This window comes from Cohnella sp. GbtcB17 (assembly GCF_019091135.1).
Taxonomy (GTDB): domain Bacteria; phylum Bacillota; class Bacilli; order Paenibacillales; family Paenibacillaceae; genus Cohnella.
In genome coordinates this window covers 57,812-79,162 of record NZ_JAGXJW010000009.1, presented here as the reverse complement: position 1 = coordinate 79,162, position 21,351 = coordinate 57,812, and the positions used below count along the sequence as shown (strand labels likewise).

Annotated in this window: 18 protein-coding genes; 2 read left to right on the top strand and 16 right to left on the bottom strand. The window is 58.8% G+C overall.

Going from position 1 to position 21,351, the window contains the following annotated elements:
* Nucleotides 1-50: 50 nt before the first annotated feature.
* The 9 genes from KVT38_RS06920 to KVT38_RS06880 all read right to left on the bottom strand — a co-directional run bounded on the left by KVT38_RS06920 (nt 51) and on the right by KVT38_RS06880 (nt 6,769).
* Complete coding sequence (locus KVT38_RS06920; protein WP_217592958.1) at nt 51-584, bottom strand: hypothetical protein; 534 nt, start codon at nt 582-584, stop codon at nt 51-53.
* Nucleotides 585-634: 50 nt separating this feature from the next.
* Nucleotides 635-940, bottom strand: a complete 306-nt coding sequence (locus KVT38_RS06915; RefSeq protein ID WP_217592957.1) for a hypothetical protein — start codon at nt 938-940, stop codon at nt 635-637.
* A gap of 368 nt (nt 941-1,308) precedes the next feature.
* Nucleotides 1,309-1,581 (bottom strand): hypothetical protein, encoded by a 273-nt coding sequence (locus tag KVT38_RS06910; RefSeq protein WP_217592956.1) that lies wholly within the window; start codon nt 1,579-1,581, stop codon nt 1,309-1,311.
* 112 nt (nt 1,582-1,693) lie between these two features.
* Nucleotides 1,694-2,107, bottom strand: a complete 414-nt coding sequence (locus tag KVT38_RS06905) for a hypothetical protein (protein WP_217592955.1) — start codon at nt 2,105-2,107, stop codon at nt 1,694-1,696.
* A 321-nt stretch (nt 2,108-2,428) separates the two neighbouring features.
* The gene (locus tag KVT38_RS06900) at nt 2,429-2,638 is read right to left on the bottom strand and encodes a hypothetical protein (protein WP_217592954.1); all 210 of its coding nucleotides are present in this window, start codon (nt 2,636-2,638) and stop codon (nt 2,429-2,431) included.
* A 141-nt stretch (nt 2,639-2,779) separates the two neighbouring features.
* Nucleotides 2,780-4,444 carry a DUF4179 domain-containing protein gene (locus KVT38_RS06895; protein WP_217592953.1) on the bottom strand — a complete coding sequence of 555 codons (1,665 nt, stop codon included), beginning with the start codon at nt 4,442-4,444 and terminating at the stop codon, nt 2,780-2,782.
* Nucleotides 4,392-4,955, bottom strand: coding sequence for an RNA polymerase sigma factor (locus KVT38_RS06890; RefSeq protein ID WP_217592952.1), 564 nt, complete (start codon nt 4,953-4,955; stop codon nt 4,392-4,394). The genes KVT38_RS06895 and KVT38_RS06890 overlap by 53 nt, the downstream gene beginning before the upstream one ends.
* Nucleotides 4,956-5,196: 241 nt before the next feature.
* On the bottom strand, nt 5,197-6,108 hold the full coding sequence (locus KVT38_RS06885) for a TrmH family RNA methyltransferase (RefSeq protein ID WP_217592951.1): 912 nt from the start codon (nt 6,106-6,108) through the stop codon (nt 5,197-5,199).
* Nucleotides 6,095-6,769, bottom strand: a complete 675-nt coding sequence (locus KVT38_RS06880; RefSeq protein ID WP_217592950.1) for a potassium channel family protein — start codon at nt 6,767-6,769, stop codon at nt 6,095-6,097. The genes KVT38_RS06885 and KVT38_RS06880 overlap by 14 nt, the downstream gene beginning before the upstream one ends.
* A gap of 169 nt (nt 6,770-6,938) precedes the next feature.
* Between KVT38_RS06880 and sspI the strand changes: the two genes are divergently transcribed.
* Entirely contained in the window at nt 6,939-7,181 is a 243-nt protein-coding gene (gene sspI / locus KVT38_RS06875; RefSeq protein ID WP_217592949.1) for a small acid-soluble spore protein SspI, read from the top strand.
* Between the two features lie 6 nt (nt 7,182-7,187).
* On the opposite strand, the gene KVT38_RS06870 is transcribed toward sspI, so the two are convergent.
* From KVT38_RS06870 to KVT38_RS06860, 3 genes are all read right to left on the bottom strand, one after another.
* Nucleotides 7,188-8,348 carry an alpha-D-ribose 1-methylphosphonate 5-triphosphate diphosphatase gene (locus KVT38_RS06870; protein ID WP_217592948.1) on the bottom strand — a complete coding sequence of 387 codons (1,161 nt, stop codon included), beginning with the start codon at nt 8,346-8,348 and terminating at the stop codon, nt 7,188-7,190.
* A 117-nt stretch (nt 8,349-8,465) separates the two neighbouring features.
* On the bottom strand, nt 8,466-10,187 hold the full coding sequence (locus KVT38_RS06865; protein WP_217592947.1) for an Imm51 family immunity protein: 1,722 nt from the start codon (nt 10,185-10,187) through the stop codon (nt 8,466-8,468).
* 189 nt (nt 10,188-10,376) lie between these two features.
* Nucleotides 10,377-11,480 carry a Gfo/Idh/MocA family protein gene (locus tag KVT38_RS06860; RefSeq protein ID WP_254639049.1) on the bottom strand — a complete coding sequence of 368 codons (1,104 nt, stop codon included), beginning with the start codon at nt 11,478-11,480 and terminating at the stop codon, nt 10,377-10,379.
* A 174-nt stretch (nt 11,481-11,654) separates the two neighbouring features.
* Here KVT38_RS06860 and KVT38_RS06855 point away from each other — a divergent pair, with 174 nt between their 5' ends.
* Nucleotides 11,655-12,587: an NAD(P)/FAD-dependent oxidoreductase gene (locus KVT38_RS06855; protein ID WP_217592946.1), complete on the top strand. Its 933-nt coding sequence runs from the start codon at nt 11,655-11,657 to the stop codon at nt 12,585-12,587.
* A gap of 108 nt (nt 12,588-12,695) precedes the next feature.
* Here the strand turns inward: KVT38_RS06855 and KVT38_RS06850 are convergent, their stop codons facing one another.
* From KVT38_RS06850 to KVT38_RS06835, 4 genes are all read right to left on the bottom strand, one after another.
* Entirely contained in the window at nt 12,696-16,499 is a 3,804-nt protein-coding gene (locus KVT38_RS06850; RefSeq protein ID WP_217592945.1) for a fibronectin type III domain-containing protein, read from the bottom strand.
* Between the two features lie 250 nt (nt 16,500-16,749).
* The gene (locus KVT38_RS06845) at nt 16,750-17,160 is read right to left on the bottom strand and encodes an S-layer homology domain-containing protein (protein WP_368859062.1); all 411 of its coding nucleotides are present in this window, start codon (nt 17,158-17,160) and stop codon (nt 16,750-16,752) included.
* Between the two features lie 97 nt (nt 17,161-17,257).
* Entirely contained in the window at nt 17,258-19,531 is a 2,274-nt protein-coding gene (locus KVT38_RS06840) for a DUF4832 domain-containing protein (RefSeq protein ID WP_217592944.1), read from the bottom strand.
* On the bottom strand, nt 19,507-21,201 hold the full coding sequence (locus KVT38_RS06835) for a DOMON domain-containing protein (protein ID WP_217592943.1): 1,695 nt from the start codon (nt 21,199-21,201) through the stop codon (nt 19,507-19,509). The genes KVT38_RS06840 and KVT38_RS06835 overlap by 25 nt, the downstream gene beginning before the upstream one ends.
* Nucleotides 21,202-21,351: the final 150 nt, after the last annotated feature.

Below are 21,351 nucleotides of genomic sequence, written 5' to 3'. Positions count from 1 at the left end.
TCCATCCCGCTGCCGCGATGCTCGCTCTGCTATCTCTTCCGTTCATAAGACTACATACCATCATTACATAATAAGCAGCCATGGCAAGATAGAAGAATTTTATGCTTAGAACATCGAGAGAACCCATTAGGAATTGTAGGGTACTCATCTAACTCGTCTGTAGTAGACCATTCAGTATAATGACTCTCATCTCTAAATTCTTCTTGAACATTGGTTATCAATAGACGAAGATGATTTAAAATCCTCAATAATATTTCCTCATTAGGAGTGTAATTTAAATCTTCCCATCTATGTTTATTAATCGCACTATCAATAACAGATAACAAAAATCTCTTTGCCTCGTTATAATCTCTTTTCATCCAAGGCATCTCACTAATGCTAAACCCCACAGTTCCAATACCTACAATCGATTGATCCCATTGATTCAACCAAACGATAAATTCTTTCTCTCTGTTTGTTACTGCTAAATCTGACCCACTTAGTGCCAGTACCTCGAAAAGTACACTAGTGGCTCCATTAGATATAGAGAGTGACTCAACAATTTCTTTTCCGAAATTGTCATGTAACCATATTGAGTTTCCCATATAACGATCTACTCGTCCTTGCTTCGAACAAGCCAAACCCGTCCTTTAGCTTAACGCCCTGTGTTATATAAAAACCAATCATCATCGTCGACGTGATGATTTTGTTTTGCACTAGTCTTTGCTTCTTCAACTGTAGAAAAGTCAAAATCTCCAATGACTTCCCAATTTAAATCACAAGAAAATAAGTAAAATTTGTTAGCCTCTTCGTACTGACATATGGCCATGGCGGTGATTTGAAGTTCATCTATAACATTTCCTTTATCGCTTAAAATCCCCACTACTCCAAATTGGTTCTCCACAGAATTCATCGTGTATTCAATCACCCTAGCTCCATCTAACACACCTGGAACTTTCATAGTTCCCCTCCAGATTGTTGTTGTGTTAAACTGCCTGTTAGCGTGGAACTACAGCGGATCGTTATTAACGCTGCTGCCTTCGTATCCTTAAGTTAAAAACCAAGTAACCAACACTTGTACAGAGCAAAAAAATTCTATCAAGTTTGAAATTAAGCTCGGTACTACTTTCACTGAAAATGTATTCATTGTAGAAGAAATGATTGTGGAGAATATAAGAACGTCCTGAAGCATCCAAAACGATTTTACTGCCGATAATATCGACTAACCAACACGCCAAAATATAAAAAAGCAATAAAACCGCCATTACTAATATTCTTTTATACTTCGTAAATATCTCTCCTCGGAAATATTTTATTTAACGTCTTCCGTTAGGCGTTCAACGCACTTTCAAAAACCCTCCTATAGTTTTCAACTTTATTAGGGCATATCATCTTAAGTTGTTCCCAAAATAGATTCTCATCAAATTGATTGCTGTAAATCAAGTCAGGCAGATTATGAAATGCATCAGCAAGCTTATTTATTTCAGACATTCTGCTCCTTAAACCCAATGAATTAATGGAGTCCAAAGTGGACATGTTTCTTATGTCTAACAACACATAGAACATCACTTTTACATATGATTTCTTTCTCTTCTCTCCCATAAGCCCCTCCTCATAATAATAGCTTTTAAAATTTGCTTGAATTTATCTCAGCAACAGCATCATGTCCTCTGGCTTTTGGCTCAAGTTCCTCGCTAGCGTGTAATCTCAAGGCTCAAAGTTGAGTTAATCGACTTCTTGCTTTTTCCCGGATTGACCCATCTTCATCTTGCACAAGTAACTGCACAACTACTGCTGAAATTTTTTTATTGTAAACGATTCTTTCTCTGACCGATGAATCGATATCTTTAGCCAGTTTAATCTGAAGATGCTCCGGCAACCTGTTTTTCGAAGCAATCATTCCCCTCACACGTTCTGAGGGATCGTCAGAAAGAATTTCCATTATCTCTGATGTCTTATTCTGCGCTACCCAAAATCTTAGTTCTGGATACTTTTCAATAACCTCCACCCATACTTCAAAGGTGGCTGCATCCCAAGAAGCTCTAAGGTATTCACTTGGGATCTCGCTCTTGCGAAGGCGTACAAATTCTTCTGCTGAATATATCAATATGAACAGCTCCACATTCAACTTTTCTCTCGCTCATTCTCTCCCTTTTCCTCGAAAAACTGATCTAATTTATCAGTAGGCGATCAAGTCCAATCGCACTGATTAGCATTCGCTGCTTTTTATTGACAAGTAACTGCTGGGTCCAATCTACGAACCCGCCATCTCCAATACTAAGCTCGTTTCCATGAACTGTAGCTTTGATTGTAAATTGAATCCCCTTGTAATAAGCATTATCTGAAGAGAATTTATTTGTTGTGATCGTTAAGTCAGGAGCTTGTTCTTGGATATGCTGCACCGTTCGATCAATCAAACCCTCATAGTCGGCGTATCCACCTCTTGCATTTATATCCAGCTGGATTTCTGATTTTCTTTGTAATGACGCAGGAGTTCACCAAGCATATTATCTGTACTTCTTCGACGAAACATTTCCAAAAAAAGTGTGTTTAGTTCCGAACCTGACATTTTGTTGGATAGCAACTCGACAAGCTTTTCTTGTTCAAACTTTTGGATGGCTGGGCGTTTTTCTTTAGCACGCTCTCTATTCTTTTCCATTAATCCCCCCCTTAATTTCCATTTTATTAGATGAATTGAGTTATAGCTATCCTGCCCCTAACGAAAACGGCAGCCGATCGTTCGGCCGGCTGCCGTGGTGTTCGTTTGCTATACTGATCTACATCAAGCGCAAGCGACTCTTCAATTGGCCGGTAAAGCTGGCAAGTTAATACGCAGTACCTTGTCGGGATTGTCCGTCATGTAGAAGTAAATGTAGATATCCGCTTCTGTACCTGCAAAGTCCTTATACATATCGATCATCCGGTTGTTGCCGCCTCCTGCGAAGTTGACCGTCACCTGTCTACCCGGCCGGCTTCGCTTGCCGTCCTTCATATAAGTTTGATTGACGCCGCCGAAGTGTGGATCGTCGCTCCAGCTTTCGATATAGAGATTACCGTTTTCCTTGTAGTACGTCCAGTTGACCGAATATCCGCCCAATTGGGTGATAATCGTCTTCTTCTCGTTGCCGATCCCGGACAGATGAATCGGATTTTTGACGTGCCGCTCGGCCACTTCATATTTCATTTCAAGCGCAATCGGCGTCCGCTCGGATAGAACGAGACCGGGTTGCCTCTCAAAGTTGAGCGTAAAGTCGTAGACGTCGCCCCATCTTTCGCTCGGATAGTCTCCCTTTAGCCGCGTCCCGTTCACATCCAAATAGAATTGCTTGAAGCTTAGCGACTTGTATTTCTCGCCAGTACCTGTAATGCGAATCCGGGTTGGCGTTATCGTCATATCCTTCAGTTTAATCGGCCCGGCCGCCGTTTCGACGGTTTGATTGATCGGGCGCTTGATTGTGCCGTCTAGCATCTGTTCCTTGTCGAGTTGAAGGTATAAGCTCCAGTCTCCGTCAATTTGGGCAGCTTTTCTCGTATAGTCCAGCTTATATTTAACAAGAGCAGTCTCCAGGTCGGCTGTTTTAAAATACTGCAACCCGGTATATTCTCCTCGCTCTCCCGGTTTGCCGAATACGCCGGACCTCGCATCCTTGACCTGCGACGCGCCATCGTATACGCCGATGACGGGGTAAGACCATTTCTGCGCCTCCTTGTCGCTGAAAAATACCGACGTGGACAGCAACGTGTTGTCTCCTTGAGTAAAAGGCAACACGTCAAGTCGGTCGATTCCATCCTGTCCGATATCGATCGTCTGCTTCCGGTTATCCTCCGCATCGAAGGCAATTTCGCGCTGTGCCGCGGTGAAGATTTGCAAGTCCTCGGCCAAGAACTTCACGTTCGCTCGCAGACTGTCCGGCGTCCAGTCTGTTGAGAATTCTCCTTGCCACCTCTTATCGTCCGGATTCCATCTGAAGAACGTACTTCCCTCGATTGCGTTGCCATCGCTGTCCGACAGCTTCATATCGGAAAATCGCGGATAACTGGTCGGATCGGCGTGAGGCAGATCCAAACTGAACAGCAGTACCGTCCGGTTATCGTCGGCAACGGCTGTGTCGAGGGTAAGTCGAGAGTCGCCAACGAAGACCGTTTTTCCGATTGGCTGCCCGAGCCCCTGCTCCAATGCCGAGCGGACACCCGAATGGTAAGTGAAGTAATCCCATGTATGCGTCCATGCAGCAAAGGCCGGTGTAGCCACTAGCAGCACTGCCGCCGTCACCAGCACCACCGCCCTTTTGGATACCCGTCTCCGGGGAGAAGCGGGCACCGGAAGCATCGAATCTATCCCGTCAGCATGGGAGCGTGAATGCTCGATCCGCTCCCACATCTTGTCATAATCCGGTTCGTTCAGCGGTGCGTCATCGTTTAGATACCGAGTAAAAATTCGTTCGATCCGTTCGGTTTGTTTCATATTCCCCGCTCCTCTCTGCTTCAGCGTCGCCACGCTGCAGATCTTTTCTCATAAGCTTTAGGCACTTGTTCAAGCGTGATTTGACCGTTCCGACGGGAACGTCCAGAATGTCCGAAATTTCCGTCAACGAGCATTCGTTTATATAGCGAAGCGTCGCCGCTGCCCGAAGCTTGCTCGGCAGCCGCTGCAGAAGCCATTGCGCATCCTGGGCCGATTCCTGCTCCACCGCGACCGTCTCTGCCGCCTTCTCCACCATGCTCAAGCTAAGCAATTGCAGCCTGTTCTCCTTGCGCTTGCGCCGCTCGCTCTGCTTCATATGGTTTAGACAGCAGTTCACTGTCACGCGAATGATCCATGTCCGCAAAAACTCCACCCGACGCCAATCATGCCGAAAAACGGAGATAAACACTTCCTGGCACACATCCTCCGCATCCGCCGCGTGATTCAGCATAAAATAGCAGGTCCGATACACCTCTTTCCGGTACGTTTCAAAGAGCTCCCGCTCTTGCATGCTTTCTCCCCCCTTTAAACCAGGCCTACATATTGAACAACGCTTTCGAACAAAAGGTTCGCTTTTGGTCCGGTGAAAGTGGTGGCTCTGTAGCCACCCGACAAGCGCCAAAGCATCCTATCCTTACTTCAATGGAAACGGCAGCCGATCGTCTGGTCGGCTGCCGTGGTGTTGATCTTGCTATAATAAAAAAAAACTGCAGGCATGAACTGCAGCTCTTTGGGGAAAGGCCCTTGCATCGTTAAACAAGCCGCTGCCGCTGTGCCTCGAACAGCAGCACCGTCGCCGCCATCGCGACGTTCAGCGACTCGGCATAGCCGGTCATCGGAATGATGATCGGGCGGTCGATCATCGCCTGGACGGCCGGCGACAAGCCGGCGCCTTCGTTGCCGAACAGCAGCCAAACGCCGCTGCCGGTCAGATCGAGATCGTAGCAGGAAAACTCCGCCTGCAAGCTCGTGCCGTACAGTACGGCGCCGCGCAATTTGGCTTCGCGCAGCAGCTCGGTCAAGTCGGCCTCGATCGTCGGCACGCGGAAAAGCGAGCCCATCGTGGCGCGCAGCGTTTTGGCGTTGTACAGGTCGGCCGTGCCCTTGCCGAGCACGACGGCCGACGCGCCGCTCGCCGCGGCGCAGCGAACGATCGTGCCGACGTTGCCGGGATCCTGCACGCCGTCGAGCACGACGACGGGCCCGCGTGCGCGCGAAGGGGCCGCGCCGGCCGACTCGACGCTTTCGGCTTGAGCCGATTCCCCGCCGCCCGCCGACGGGTCGTCGCTATGCGCGTATGCGAATAGCGCCGCGGGATCGACGCCCTTTTTAAGCGCAACCGCGAACACCGGCTGCGGCGTCTCGGTCTCGCTGCACTTCGCGATAATATCCGGCGACGCGGGAATCCACTCGGGACCCGCGCCGCGCCGGTCGCCCGCCGACGCCCGCTCCGCATAGGGCAGCAGCTCCTCAGGCAGTCCGAAGCTCTCGTCGAAAACAACCGCCTCGAGCGGCCATCCCGCCTCCAATGCCTCTACGACCATATGCACGCCCTCCAGCTTGAAGCGCCCACTCTGCTGACGATATTTGCGCTCCGACAGCTTGGCCCATCCCTTCACGCGCGGATTGGCGAGCGAGGTTAGCGCGGGTTCAAAGATTGGCATAGGCTTGCTCCAGTTGCAGCAGTTGGCCGTTGTTGCCCACAATGACGAGCACGTCCGCGCGCTGCAGCGGCTTGTCCGCTCGCGGCGTGACATCCATTTTTTCCCCGCCGTGCTTGATCGCCATCACGTTGCATCCGAACCTCACGCGAAAATCGAGCTCTCTCAGCGTCTTGCCCGCCATGTTCGAGGGCACCTGCAGCTCGACGATGCTGTAGTCCGGAGAAAGCTCGATATGCTCGATAATGTTCGGCGAGATGAGGTGATGCGCGACCCGCAGCCCCATATCCCGCTCGGGAAATACGACCTTGTCGGCGCCGATCTTGCTCAGCACCTTGCCGTGAAGCTCGTTCTGTGCCTTGACGATAATTTTCGGCACGCCCAGGTCCTTCAGGATCAGCGTCGTCAGGATGCTCGCCTGGATATCCTGGCCGATCGCGACGACTACGACGTCCAGATTGCGGATGCCGAGCGCCTTCAGCGCCTCCTCGTCGGTCGAGTCCGCGGAGACGGCGTGCGTGACGACGTTCGCCATGTCCTGCACGCGCTCCTGATTCTCGTCGACCGCGAGCACCTCGTAGCCCATTTTCGCCAAATATTGCGCGACGCTCGAGCCGAAGCGCCCTAGTCCGATGACGGCGAACTGCTTTTTGCCCTTGGCCATGCCGAAGGTTCCTCCTCGTTGTTGCCTTGCCGGCTTCGCTTTTCGTGTTTTCCATTATAACACGGACCGGGTCGCCGGATAACCGCCATTGCTGGCGGAGACGCTATATGGGCGGCAGGCCCGGTCATGCCGGTGTCTGCGGACGACCGCTTCGAGGAGGATTCGAACCGTGAACATCACCCTGCGAGAAGCCATCTTCAGACGCGTCGAAGGCAAGAGCAAAGAAGAGCTGCGCGCCACGATCGACGATTCGATCGGCAATGCCGAGGCGACGCTGCCCGGGATCGGCGTGCTGTTCGAGACGATCTGGGCGCATAGCGCCGAGGCAACGCGCGAGCAGCTGGTCGATACCCTGCATGCCCAGCTCGCCGCGCGATCTCAGGGAACGGACGAGGTGCCTTCGCCCTCCTGATCGCCTTTACATCCGGTAATCCCGCGTCTGCGACACGACCGTCCCTTCGACGACCGTACCGGTGACGACCGGTACGCCGCCGATCGTGCGAACGACGAGCAGATCCGCCAGCTTGCCCGGCTCGATCGAGCCGATCCGCGATGCCTCCCCGAGCGCCGTCGCCGGTTCGAGGCTCGCCATCCGCACGGCCTCATGGAGCGGAATGCCGTCCGCATGCATGCCGAACAACGAATGAAGCAGCGACGCCGGATGATAATCGGAGCAAACGATGTCTGCGGCGCCGGCCCTGACGGCATCCATCGCCGTCAGGTTTTTGTCGTGGGGGCCGCCACGCACGATGTTCGGCGCGCCAAGACATATTTTCATTCCGCGTCCCGATGCGTATTCGGCCGTCTCCAGATTTAGCGGAAATTCGCTGATCGACGCACCAAACGCCATCGAGCGGTCGACCTGCTCAGGCGTATCGTCGTCGTGCGACGCGACCGCGACCCCATGCTGCCTGGCAAGCCCGGTAAGCTGGTGCAGCTTGCCCCAATCGATCAACGCCCGGCGCGCCTGCAGCTCCTCCACGATCCGTTCGCATTCCTCGGCATCTACGCCCTGATTTTTCATCACATAGCGTTGAAAAGCGCCCGGCCGGCGGTACTGTCCTTGATCCGGCGCATGGTCCATCAGCGATAAATAATCGATCTGTCCTTCGCGAATGAGTCGTTCGGCGAGCGGAAAGCCGGTCAGATGCGATACCTCGTAGCGCAGATGGACGCGATGACGAATCATCGACCGCGCTTCGCTAAGGCGGCGGATCGTGCCGATCATCTCCGACACAAGATGCTCGCCACGCAGACTGAGGCCTACGCCGAGCGACAGCGAATGATACATCGTCGTAATCCCGTGACCGGCCAGCTTGCGCTCGAACTGCAGGAACGCCATCTCCATCGGAAAAAGCGTGCCCGGCCGCGGCTCGACCTCTTTCTCGATCGCATCGCAATGAATATCGACGAGCCCCGGCAGAACATAGGCGCCCTCCGCGTCGATCGTCCGCACGTTCCCGCCGGGAGCAGCGCCGCCGATGCCGGCAATCCGCCCGTCCTCGATCAAAATGTCTGTCTGTTCCACGCCCCCAGGCAGCACCGCCCTGCCGTTTTGAATCCATAGCCTGCTTCCCATCGTCCCGCTCTCCCCCAACCCTGCCTTTTCGATAAACCTAGTATTCCATAAACGTCCTCGGGGGAGCAACCGGACTTTTGGGGGAGTTGCACGCTTTTTCCGAGTCACTCCGCTGCGTCAGTCAAGCTCGGCCCGGGAAAACAAGTCCCGGATCAACGCGTCGTCCTCGCAGGCGGCCTTAAAGGCGCGGGCGAAGCGGACGATTGCCTCCCGATCGTTGGAATACGCGCAGAACATGCTGCCTTCGGGATCCCACTTAACGACGCCGGAAAGCTCCGGCATCCGCTCCTCCAGGAATACAGCAGCGAGCGACGCCCAATCGTAGCCGCTTCCTTCGAAGCCCTCGTCCTCCCGCGAATGGAACAACGCTTCCTTATATTCGCCAACATTCAAAATGACAGACGCGCTGTTGTCGTGCACAATAAGCTTGAACGGCGCCAGCTCTTCTTCTAGCGTACTGTTGTCGTCGCCGCTTCGTCCATCAGCCGAGGCCTCCGATTGAAGCTGCGCGATCACTTCGGCCGCCGCTTCATCGGTAAATCGCAATCCGCCGTTTTCCGATACGATCAGCCCTTTCCGCAGCCGTTCGTCCAGCCAATCCGATACGAAGCCCGGCGCATAGCCGTTCGTGGCGAATCCCGAGCCGAATACGAGCATATCCGGATAGCGCGCCAGATAAGCCTCCCGATCCGTCTGCGGATACGTCTTCGTATACAGCCAGAACTGCACGTCGTACATCAGCATCGACAGCCTGTCGGCATGCAGGGAAAAGAAGCCCTTTTCCTCCACGATTTTTTTGCATACGGCGCGAACGAGTTCCTCGGCCGATTCAAGCTCCGTCACATTGCCGCACAGCTCAGCCAGCAGCGGCGTGAACTGGCCGTCGGTCACCCTTAGCAGATCCTGCTCCGCATCGGACGCCGAAGTGTCGTACGCTTCTTCGTTCACCAGGCCGCGGACGAATTCCTCGAAGCTCGAGGCCAGGAAGGTGATGCGGTAATCCCCTTCCTGATCGACATGGACGACCTGAGGCTCGCCCTGCGGACCGCAGGCGCGGTAATCGAGCATGACGACGTCGTGGCCGGCGGACGGGCAATCGCAAAAGACGACACCGATGTTGGGATAGCCCCACTCTTCGATCATGAACGGGCTTCCGAACTCCCCGCACAGCGAATTGCTTTTGTCCCGGCCAATGCCCATGATGCCTTCAATCGCAATATGGTCGTCCGCCCAGGAAGTCGGCGCCTGAGTCGGAAAACAAGTATTGCGCGGAATGCCGCCGTTTTGCAGCTTCATCAGATGAATATATGCGGCAGGAAGCTTGTAGCCCAATTCCTCCTCCACCTCGGCGATCAGCTCGTCGGTCGGCGGTTCGGACACGTAGGCGTCGCGCGCATAATCGCTGTCTTCCCAAAAATCCGAAAAGTCCATTCGCTCGAACGGAACGTCGGAGGTCAATCGGGTCGCCTGTGCTATCGCACCGAGGCGTTCGACTTCGTCACGGCTCGACTTTAGCAGCTTCAACGTCAGCTCGTCCGAGGGATCAAGACGGTCAGCGAGCTCGAATGCCGCGATCGCCTCCTCGTACCGATTCAGATAGTAATAAGCGTACCCGGTCCGAAAATGCCAAAGCGGGTCATCGGCGCCCTGCTCGGCGACCGACAGCAGCAGCTCCAGCCCCTCCTCGTATCGGTTCAGGTTGTTGTAGGCTCTGGCCAGGTGACTGGTAAGCGTGTAGTCCCGCTCCTCGGGAGGAATCTGTTCAAGTTTGTCGACGATCTTGCCGTAGCTGCTCTTGCGGTGCCAGTCGTTCAGTTGCCTGATCAAGTCTTTAGCCATAGTTCGCGCCTCCGATTATGTACAAATGGGGAGATTTCAAAAATAATCCAATTAAAACTTACCCCATATTCACGCATCGTTCAACAGCGTCAGCCGACGCTGCGGCGAGCAAGCACGAGAACACGAGAAAGCCCGGACGGTCTCCGGCCGTCCGGGCTTGCGCAAATCTTTGGGTAAAGTAATCCGTCCTTACTCGAAACCGCCCTCCGGCATGATCGCCGGGCGCTCAGCCAGCGGCTCGAGCGGGATGTGGCGATCTTCGGCGGACGCTTGAAGCAGCCCGTTCATCGTCTCGAGCACATGCAGCGCCAGCTGTCCGGATGCCCGGTGCGGGCGGCCTTCGGCGATCGCGCGCGCCATGTCGATGACGCCGATGCCGCGCATATTGTCGTCGTAGCCGAACGCGAGCGGCACGTCTTCATAGTCGCCGCCCGGCTTCTTGAGCTTGACAGGACCGCCGAACGTATTCGGGTCCGGTACGCGCAGCGTGCCCTCGGTGCCGTGAATCTCGATCATGTTGGTCAGATTCGTGCCGGCCGCGACGTCGAAGCTTGTGATCAGCGTGCCGACCGCGCCGGATGCGAAGTCCAGCACGCCCGCGATATGCGTCGGCGTCTCGACCGGGATGCGCTCGCCCTTCTTGGCGCCGCTGCCAACGACGCGCTCCGGCAGCGAGATCGCGGCGGAAGCGGTGACGCGGCGGATCCCGCCGAGCAGGAAGATGAATGCGGTCAAATAGTACGGACCCATATCGAACAGCGGACCGCCGCCCTTTTGGTAGAAGAAGATCGGATCCGGATGCCAGGCTTCAGGGCCGCTGCCCATCATGAAGCCCGTCGCCGCGATCGGCCGTCCGATCGCGCCTTCGTCGATCAGCTTGCGGCAGGTCTGGATGCCGCCGCCCAGGAACGTCTCCGGCGCGCAGGCGATGCGCAAGCCTTTGGACTCGGCCAGCGCGACGACGTCGCGGCCGTCCTGAAGCTCGACCGCAAGCGGCTTCTCCAGGTAGACGTGCTTGCCCGCTTCGAGCGCGCGGCGGCTGATCTCGGCATGCGAGGCCGGGATCGTCAGATTGACGACGATGTCAATCTCGGGATCCGCGAGCAGCTCCTCGACGGTGCATGCCTTCGGCACGCCGAATTCTTGCGCCCGCGCACGCGCGCGCTCGACGTCGATGTCCGCGCATGCGACGACCCGTACGTCGGACGAAGCCGTCAGGTTTTTCAAATAGATGGCGCTGATATTGCCGCAGCCGATCAAGCCGATCCGGTTGTTGCTCACGTTTATCATCATACTCCTTCGCGTTTGGGTTAACGCTTCCATTATAACGCTTGCCGCCCACGCATTGTTGTCCGTTTCTTGTTCGATTTTGGGTACGCGCTCAAAAACCGATTGCATATCGCGATGCCTATCCGCTATAATCATGGATATAAAGAATCTATAATGTCACCAAAAAGGAGCGAGTACATGGAACAGTTACTGGATGTCGCGATCATTGGGGGCGGACCGGCGGGATTAAATGCGGCGCTCGTACTCGGGAGAGCCAGAAAAAACGTCATCGTAATCGACGAGGGTCTTCCCCGCAACCGCGTGACGCACGAATCGCACGGCTTTTTGACGCGGGACGGCATCAAGCCCGACGCGTTCAGGCAGATTGCCGTCGAACAGATCGGCGCTTACCCCTCGGTCCGGTTCGTCGCGGATATCGCGGCAGAGACGACAGGCACAGACGGAGACTTCAGCATCGTGACCAAGAAAGGTCATACCTACCGGGCGAAAAAGCTGCTGTTTGCCGTCGGCAAAAAGGATCGGCTGCCCGAGATCGAAGGTCTAACCGACGTCTACGGGAAGAGTGCGTTCGTCTGCCCGTATTGCGACGGCTGGGAGCTGCGCGATCGGGAGCTTGCAGTCATCGTCAAAGGCGAACATATCCTTCATTTCGCCAAGACGATCCTTGGCTGGTCGGACCGCATCACCTTGTTCACCAACGGTCCGCACGAGCTGACGGACGCGCAGCGCGAGGAACTGCGCGTACGGAACATTCCGCTGCATGACGCGCCGATCCGCCGGATCGTCTCCGAGGACGGTATGGTTAACCGGGTCGAGCTCGAAGACGGCTCCTCCATTCCTTGCACCGGCATCTTTTTCGCGCCGACGCTGGTGGCCGGCTCCGACCTGCCCCAAGCGCTCGGCTGCGAGCAGACCCCGACCGGCAGTGTAGCGACGACCAGCCCCCTGGGCAAGTCTAGCGTGCCTGGCGTATTCGTCGCCGGCGACATCGCGACCGAGATGAATCAGCTCATCCAGGCTGCGGCGATGGGCGCGATGGCCGGTGCCGGCATTAACGCCGAGCTGCTGGCGGAGGCGTGGGAAGCGCGGGGACAAATAGCGCAAGGCTGACCGCTGTCGGCAACAAATAATCGAGAAAACGCCCGAAGCTGCCGACGACCGGCAGTTTCGGGCGTTTTAGATTGCAGCCGAAGGAACGTTTGCGCCTATCTGAACGAACTATTGAAGCGTAAACGAGTATAGCGCCCCGCTGCCGGGAAGCCGGTTCGTCGCCGAGTCGTTCGAGATGAACCCGAGACGAATCGTCTTGCCCGTCGTCAAGCCGAGCGAGGCAAGCGGGATCGCGGCCTCCAGCACGGTGTCGTTGCGGACGAAGCTCGCGCTGCCGAGCGTGCTCGCGAGCGTCCAGGTCCAGCCGTTGTTCGAGCCGGCGTACGCGAACAGACTTTGATTTTCGAGCAGCGTGTCGATGCCGCCGGACGTCCAGCCGGACGGATTGAAGCCGGTCGTCGCCAGATTGTCCGTGTTCAGATAGAACTGGCTCTTGACATTTAGGCCGCCGCTGCCCTGCGCTAACAAGTACAAATAGGTGCCGTCGTTCTTCGCCTTAAGGGCGGTCACGGTTCCGCCAGCTCCCGAATTGAGCTCGGCAACCGCGCTCCAGTCGGCAGCGCTGCCGTCGATCGCGATCGTCGCCTGTGCCTGCGGCGTCGCATTCACGGCGGCGGACTTCGCCGATTCGTTGCCGCTCGTGTCGACTGCGGATACCTGGAACGCATACGTCGTGCCGTTGGTCAGCCCGGTCGCCGTGTAAGAGGTCCCGCCGATCGGCGTCGCATTCTGCTTGACGCCGCCGCGATACACGTAGTACCCGGCCAGGTCGGGCTCGCCGCCCGCCGTCCAGGCGAGCGAAGCCGCGCCGTTGCCTGCCGTGACCGTCAGTCCGGCAGGGACGGCCGGCGGCGTCGTGTCGGGCGTCGTCTGCCCGCCGCCGATCGTATAGGCGGGCAGCGCGACGCCCGTCCCCGGCAGCCGGTTGGTCGTCGAATCGTTCGAGATATAGCCGACCCGTATCGTCGAGCCGGCCGCCACGTTCAGCGTCGCCAGCGGGACGGACAGCTCGACGACGCCGTCGTTACGGATGAACTCCGAGCCCGACAGCGTCCGGACGGCGGTCCACGACCAGCCTGCGCCGTTATTGCGGTAGACGATATTGTTCTCGATCATATATTCGGCGCCGCTCTCTGCGCCGCTCGCCGTCCATCCCGCGGCGTTGTAGCCGGTCAGCCGATTGTTGTCGGCGTCGATAAAAAATTGGCCTTTAACGTTCAGCCCGCCGCCTTGGGCGAGCAGGTACAGATTGCCCGCCGCATCAGCCGCCTTGAGCGCCTGCACGCCCGAGGCTCCGGCAGCGAGCGCCGCCTTGCCGGCCCAGTCCGCCGCCGCGCCGTCGACGACGATCCCCGAGCCGCTGCCGGCCGTCGGCGTCGCGGTCGCGGCCGCGCTTTTCGCGGACTCCAGTCCGCCCGCGCCGATCGCCGTCACCTGGAAGCTGTAGGACGTCCCGTTCGTCAGCCCCGCGCTCGTGTAGCTCGTGCCGGCGATCGGCGATGTGTTCGTCTTCGATCCGTCGCGGTATACATTGTAGCCGGTGACGCTTGGATCCGAGACCGCCGTCCAGGAGAGTGCGACTTGGCCGTTGCCCCCCGTCGCGACCAGTCCCGTCGGCGCGGCGGGCGCCGTCGCCGCCTGGGGCACGGCGGTCACCGACGCGCTCTTGGGCGATTCGGCGCCGGCCGAATTGACCGCTGTCACCTGATAGCTGTAAGAAGTGCCGTTGGTTAGTCCGGTATTCGTATAGGCAGGTGTCGTGACAAGCGACGTATTCAGCTTCGTGCCGCCGCGGTACACATTATAGCCGGCAAGGTTGGCTTCCGAATTCGGGCTCCAGGAGAGCGCGATCTGACCGCTGCCCGGCTGCGCCGCAAGCCCCGTCGGCGCCGCCGGCACCGCTGGCGTGCCCGGCACGTTGAACTTCACGGACGAGCCGCCGAAGTTCGCAACGCGGAACCAGGTCCAGATCTCCTGGCCGGCCATGGCGCCGGGGAAAACATAGTCCGCGTCGAACGCCAGCTCGGCCGAATTGCCGGACTGCCTGACCTGCACCGGCCAGCCGTTGTTCGTAACCGTCGTCGTCGGAAATTTGAACACGTCCCCCTGGCCCTCGACATGCGGCGCCAAATAAGCTTTGTTCGCATTTTCGAAGTAAATCCGCGAATCCGGCGTGACGGGCCAGGCGACGCCCTGCCAGCCCGCGCTCCCTTTCTTGTCGTAATCGAAGTAGATCATTTCGCTTTGCAGGTTAAGTGTGGCTTTGGCGTCGATTTTCATCAAAAACTTGTCGCCCGCGAACTTCGCGTACACCTTGGTGATGCCCTTGGCGTTGCTCCCCGCCGGATCGCTGTAGATGGGCGTCTCGCCGGACCAATCCGCAAAGTCGCCGTCGATATTGAAGCCCCCGTACAGGTCGGTCGGATGCGTCCCGGCGAGCGACGCTTCGGGATAGCCCTGCGCGTCCAGCCAGTTCTTGGCGTCGCCGTACATATTGGTAAAGTTGGTCGCGCCGCTCACGTCGTAGCCCAGATAGCCGCTGTTCACGACGACCTCGTTCATCCATTTGGCCGTGCTCGACGAAGGGATGGTGAAGTCGCAGATGATAATATTGAAGCCGTCGGCCTGGTTGGCCTGCACGTTCATGTAGTCCTTCCAGAAGCCGCCGAAGTTGTCCCGGCTGCGGTAGGTCGGCGAGGCCGAATTCGTGTTCCAGTTGTCGGCGAAGGCGGCATTCTCGTCGTAAAACTTGGAGCCGGACGTGATATACGGATTGTAGTACCAGGATTCGGTGAGAAAAAGGTTGATCGCGTGACGATAGCGAGCCGCAAATTGGGAGGTGCCTTCGTCCGGATTGAAAAACCAGTAGCCGCGGTTGGCCGCCACGACCTTGGTCGGATCGACGGCCTTGACCGCCTCGACGAGCTCCACCATGCCTTTGGCCGTGAACCCGAAGTTGCCCCGCGGTCCCCATGAGGTCGTCGGTCCCGCGCCTCCGATCGGATCGGGCGTGTCGACCGTGTCCAGGAACACGCCGTCATAGCCCGCGTCGTGCTCCAGCTTGTCGGTCATGAACGTAATGAGTTTTTTCCACGTCGGATCGCCGCCGTTGATATAGCCCCCGCCGTATGTCTTGTTCGTGTCGACGGCGCCGTCGCCGTTTTTCCAGTAGCCGCCGTACAAGTAGCGTGAATCGTTCACCCAGGTGCCCTGCTGATCCAGGTACCAGGGCATCAGTCCCTTGTTGCCCCAGGTGAGCAGGCTGCCTGTCGACGAATAATCGGCGGCGATCGAGATGCCCGAGTACCCGTTGTAGCCCGAATTGTAGGTGCCGTCCGGCAGCGCTCCTCCCTCGACGTCGACATAGCCGCCGGCCGCGTTGTAATTCCACGGATTGGGTCCGTGCAGCGGGCCGCTCGGTCCGGCGTAGTCCGCAGGCAGCAGGCCGACGTCCTTGCCGTTCTGAATCGTCATATTGCCGGTGAACCCGGTGAAGACGCTCGAAGTAGCCAGCTCGCCGACCGAGATATAGGCCAGCACGATGACGTCGTCGGCCGTGCCGAGCACGCCGTCCGAGCCCCGCTTGACCTCGTTGACCTGATTCGGCGTGAACGTCTCGAAGTAGAACTGGTTTTTCGCCACGTTGACGATGCGGATCGTTGGCTCCAGGATGACGAGATCGTACGTTTTCAGTGTGTTCAGCTGCGCTTGGGTGGCCGTATTCGTGCCGTACCAGATCATGACGCGGCTGTAGGCGTTCAGTCCGGGCACCTTGCCGTAAATTGGATCTTTGCCGATGGCGGCATAGGCATGATGCGGACCGCGGACGAGCAAGGAGATCGGTGCGGCAAGCAGCAGGCACAGCCAGGCCAGCACGATTTTTCCGAGGCGGCCTTGAAACGCGAACGACATTTAACTCACGCTCCTTTTTAATGATAAAACGTCGGTGATTCGCTTGCTAAACGTACGGACACCACCTCCTTCGCAAAATAAAAAGAGCCGCACTCGCGAAAGTACGGCTCTTCGGTTTTCTCGCTTACATCGACAGCCACCGTGAGAGCATAACCGCTGCCTGCGCCCGGCTGACGATGCCCGCCGGCGCGAGTCCGACGCCAGGCAGCCCGTTCAACAGGCCACGGTCGATCGCGAACCCGACTCCCGACTAAGCCCAAGGCGCAGTCTGTCCGGCATCGGCGAATGCAGACCCGTCCTGGGCCGACGCCGGGACCGCCTCGCCAGGATGCGCCGCTTCGTAGGCGCGAAGCAGCATGACCGCCGCTTCCTGGCGAGTGATCGGATCGGAAGGCCCGAAGCGGCCGTCGTCTCTGCCCCGGAGGATGCCGAACGCTGCAGCCGCTCGGACCGCAGTGGCATAATAGGCGTCGGCCGGGACGTCCGGGAAGGCTGGCGCGTCCGCCGTCGCCGCAAGGCCCGCCGCTTTGACGAGCATCGTCGCGAACTCGGCCCGCGTCACCGCGCGGAGCGGCTCGAAACGGTTGTCGCCGATGCCCTGGACGATATGCTTCGCCGACAGCGACTTGATGCCGCCCGCTGCCCAATGTCCGGCAGGCACGTCCTCGTAGCTGCGGTCGAATGCCAGCACGGCGTATACGCTAAAATGGTTGACCGTCGCCGTGACGACATCGCCACGGGCCGCGCCGCCGACATACTCAGGCGCTCCGACGCCCGGAATCGCATAAATGCCCGCCAGCGTCCGATCCGCGCCTTCCCCCAGCTTTAGCGTCAGCTTCAGCCCTTCGTCGAATTGGTGAAGCGGCGTCTTGACGCCGGCAGGGCTCCTTACGCCGAGCTCCAGCTCGTACGCGTCTCCCGCCTGGCGATAGACCGCGCTCGCCGTCGAGGCGGCCGCCAGCGTCTTCGCCGCCGCTTCGCCCCCCCGGCCGCCTGACGACATAAAGATCGCCGCCCTGCCAGCCGCCTTCCGCGCGAAGCGCGGCAAGCTGCTTCAGCACGCCCGGGGGCAGCTCGAGCGAGAAGCCGCCGTCCGCGAAGGCGAGCGATTCGCCGAGTGCGAACGCCGCATCCGCCGGAACCCGCACCTCGGTCTTGCCGGCTGCGATCGCGACCGTCGACTTGCCGCCCGTCGGTGCAGGCAGCGCCGCGACCTGCTGCACCTCATCCGCCGCCGGCGTCGGCTCCGGCGTTCCGGGCGGCGATGTCGGCGCCGCCGTTCCCGCGATCCGGATCGTATCCAGTGCCGACCAGTCATCGCCCCGGTCGCCTTCGATCGCCAGCTTGATGCCCGGCTTGCCGGTATCCGGATCGAGGATGCCGACCAGCACTTGGTATTCGCCGCTCACGAGCCCCGTCGGGATATCCAGCGGCAGCGTCACTTCATAGTCGCCGGGCAGCCAGCCGCGAATGTCGACGCCGCTCGTCTTCGTGACGCTCGACGCGACGACCCGTCCGTCCGCATCCGCCAGCGCGACGGCGACCGGCCAGTCGTAATAGAAAGGCGCGACGCCTTTGTTCGTCCACTGCGTCTTCACTTCGATCTTGTCGCCTGCGGCCGCCTCGCCGTCATGCTTGACGGCATTCAATACGTATCTGTAGCCGATCGTCTTGCGGAACGTGTCCATGTTCTCTTGAATGTCCTGCGTGATCCCGTTCTTGCCCACCTCGTAGTCCGCCGGTGCGGACGGTCCCAGCCAGGACGTATGGGACAGCCGCGCTTCCCGCAGCGACTCGACGATGCTGCTGTCGGCGAGCGACAGCAGCGGATTGCCGCTCGTGAATTCGCCGCCTGAGAAGCTCGTTTTCCAGAAATCCGGCATCTTGGACGCAGCCTGTACTTCGGCCGCGCTCTCGCCCGGTTCGATATACAGGCCGATGTCCGACCAGCCGTCGCGAATCCAGCTTAGCCAGGAATCCGTCGAGCCCTTATCGCCGAACACGTCGTTGAACAGCCCGAGGCCGCTTGCCGCCGCGATCGGGAACGGCTTGCGCATGCCGAGCAGCTTGTGCTTGAAGCCGTCCAGATAGTGCTGCACGTACCGGTCGGATACGGCGACGTTCGGGAACTTGCCCGACAGCGGCTCCGGGTAGTTGTGGAATTCGCCCCAGTGGCCGAGCGAACCGATCTGGACGTAGGCGATGCGCGGATCCTCGTCGTAGCGGGCGGCGAGCGCCGCGATCATCCGCTCGTGCTCCTCGAGCAGCACGGAAAGGTTGTAGTTCGGCGCGAAGCCCGCTCCGATCTCGGACGAGTCGTACCATTTGCCCGCGCCTTCCGCGGAGCCCGCCTCCTCGACCAGCTCGTCGTACAGCCAGTCGGGAATGTCTTTATGCGCCGGGTCCGACGTCGGCGTGTCCATCACGATACGAAGATTGATTTTTTTGCCGAGGCTCGCCCAGTATGCGAACTGGTACTTTTCCTCGATGCCCGCCCAGTCGAACTCGCCCTTGACCGGCTCGAGCTCGCGCCAGCTGATGCCGGCATATACCATACTGTGCGACTGTGCATAGGGCTCACCGAGCGCCTTCTTCGGTACGTCCCGCGCCCAGGCGACCCAGCCGGTGTACGGATTGTTCAACACGTCGAACGATTCGCGCGGGTAGTAGACGCCCGCCTCGGACGGCTGCTCGACCAGCGCCTGAACCGTCAGCATCGGCCGGCCGACGCCCGGTAGCGCCAGGACGTTTTTCGCCGCATAAGCGACTTTAAGCCCGCTATCCGTCGTTGCCCCGATCTGATCCAGATACAGGTAGACGAGGTCGCTCGCCGCATCCGGCACGTTCTGCACCTTGCCCGATGCCGTCCAGCCGGCGCCGGCGCCGTCATATCGATAAAGCGTGTTGCGCGATACTTTGTAATCGATGCCGCCCCCCGGCCAGCGCGCATCCTGCAGACCGGTCGTGCCGTCCCCGTCGGCATCGATGAAGTATTCGTTCTGCGTATTCAGACCGTTGCCCTGCGCCAGCAAGTACAGCTTCTCCCGGTCGCGCAGCGCGCGCAGCCGAATCGAGCCGCCTTGTTGTCGACATCCGACCAGTCGCCGTCCCCGCCGTCGACCGCGATCTGCGCGCCGCGTTCGGACAGGGCGGCCGGATAGCGCGCGGCGCCGGAAGCCGCCGGCGCATAGTCGGCGCCGACGCCGAGCGCGACCCGCACCGTCGAACTCGCCTCCCAGCCTCTCATGTCGACGACCGTCTCCAGCACGCTTTCGCCGGACGGCGCATACACGCTCGACACGACGCTCTCAGTCGCGCCAAGCGCCTCCCAGCTCCAGCCGCTGCCCGTGCTTTTGTATGCCGTGCCGTTCTGCACCAGATAATCGGCGCCGGTTGAGGCATATTGCCAGCCCTGATGACCGGTCTCCGGATCGTTGTCCGCGTCGATGAACAAGTTTTTCTCGCCCGACAGGTCGTATCCGTGCGCGAGCACGTACAGCTTGTCGTTTTTCACGAACGCCGACAGATCCCGGATATTGCCGGTGCCGGTCGCGATCGGACGGATGCTAGGCCATTCGGCGTCGTTGCCGTCCGCCGTCACGCGGGGCAGCGAGGGCACAATCTTCGCCGCTTGGGCGGCCGGCGCCGGCGCATACACCTCGCCGACGTTAAAGCCGATATACAGCGGCGCGGGGGCCGCCATTCCGAGCTCCCCAAGCGGGACGGACATCTCGATGACTTTGCCGTTGCCCGAGCCGGACTCCGCGTACTGGATGCCTTCCGCAGCGAGCTGACTCCAGCCCCAGCCGCTGCCGGTGCTGGCATACAGCGAGCCGTTTTCCATCATGTAGTCGAAGCCGTAATCCGGCCACAGCCAGTTTGTCGTGAAGCCGGTGTCCTTGCTATGGTCCGTGTCGATAAAGACGTCGTTCCAATCGCCCATCTTGCCGCTGACCATGACGCTCAGCGTGTCTCCGTTCGCCGCGGCGTACATCTTCGTGAGCCCGTCCGCGGACACGGCGACCGGCTCGGAGCCGGACCAATCCGCCGGATTGCCGTCGACCGCGATGTCCGGATCGGGTCCGAAGGCGGCCGCTTCGGCCTCGACGGCCAACATCGGCTTGCCGGCATCCGGCAGGAACGCGTTGGCCGCAGGCTCGGCATACGCCGCCTTCAGCGGGGCCGACGCGGTCAAGCCAAGCAGCCCGATATCGACCGCCGCCTCGGCGATCGTGCCCGAATTGGCATACGCCGCCGTACCGGCCGGCGTCCACGCGCCGTCCGCATAGCGCTGCACCTGCGTGCCGACGATCCGGTAATCGATGCCGGTCGCATCGCTCCACGCCGGCTCCTTCGTCCCTGTCGCCGGATCTCCGTCCGCGTCGATCAAGAAGACGCCGCCCGGATCGACGGCAGTTCCCTCTGCCAGCAAATACAGCATGCCACCGCGCTGCACGGCCTTCAGCAGGCTGAGCGAACCTCCGCCCGCCGCCTCGTCCGCCGCGACCGCATCCCATTCGGCCGGCGCGCCCGTGAATCTGGCCGGCGCTGCCGCTGTCGCTTCCGCCGGCGTCGCCCCTCCGATTGTCGGCGCCAGGCCCGCGGCCAACGTCAGAGCCAACCCCGCCGACAGCCATCTCCTAAGATGCGAGCGCTTACCTTTCTGGTCCTTGTGTGACTTTATTCCGTCCTCCGCCTTCATCTCGTCATCCTCCTTGATTCCGTCGCGTAATCCTTCAAAAGGCAAAAGAAAAGACAATGGGTTCTGCAAGCTTTGACAGACTGAATCAAAGTTAAATGCGGTTCCCATTGTCTTTTGCGCTATTCTTGTTGTTCGATCGATACCGTTCGC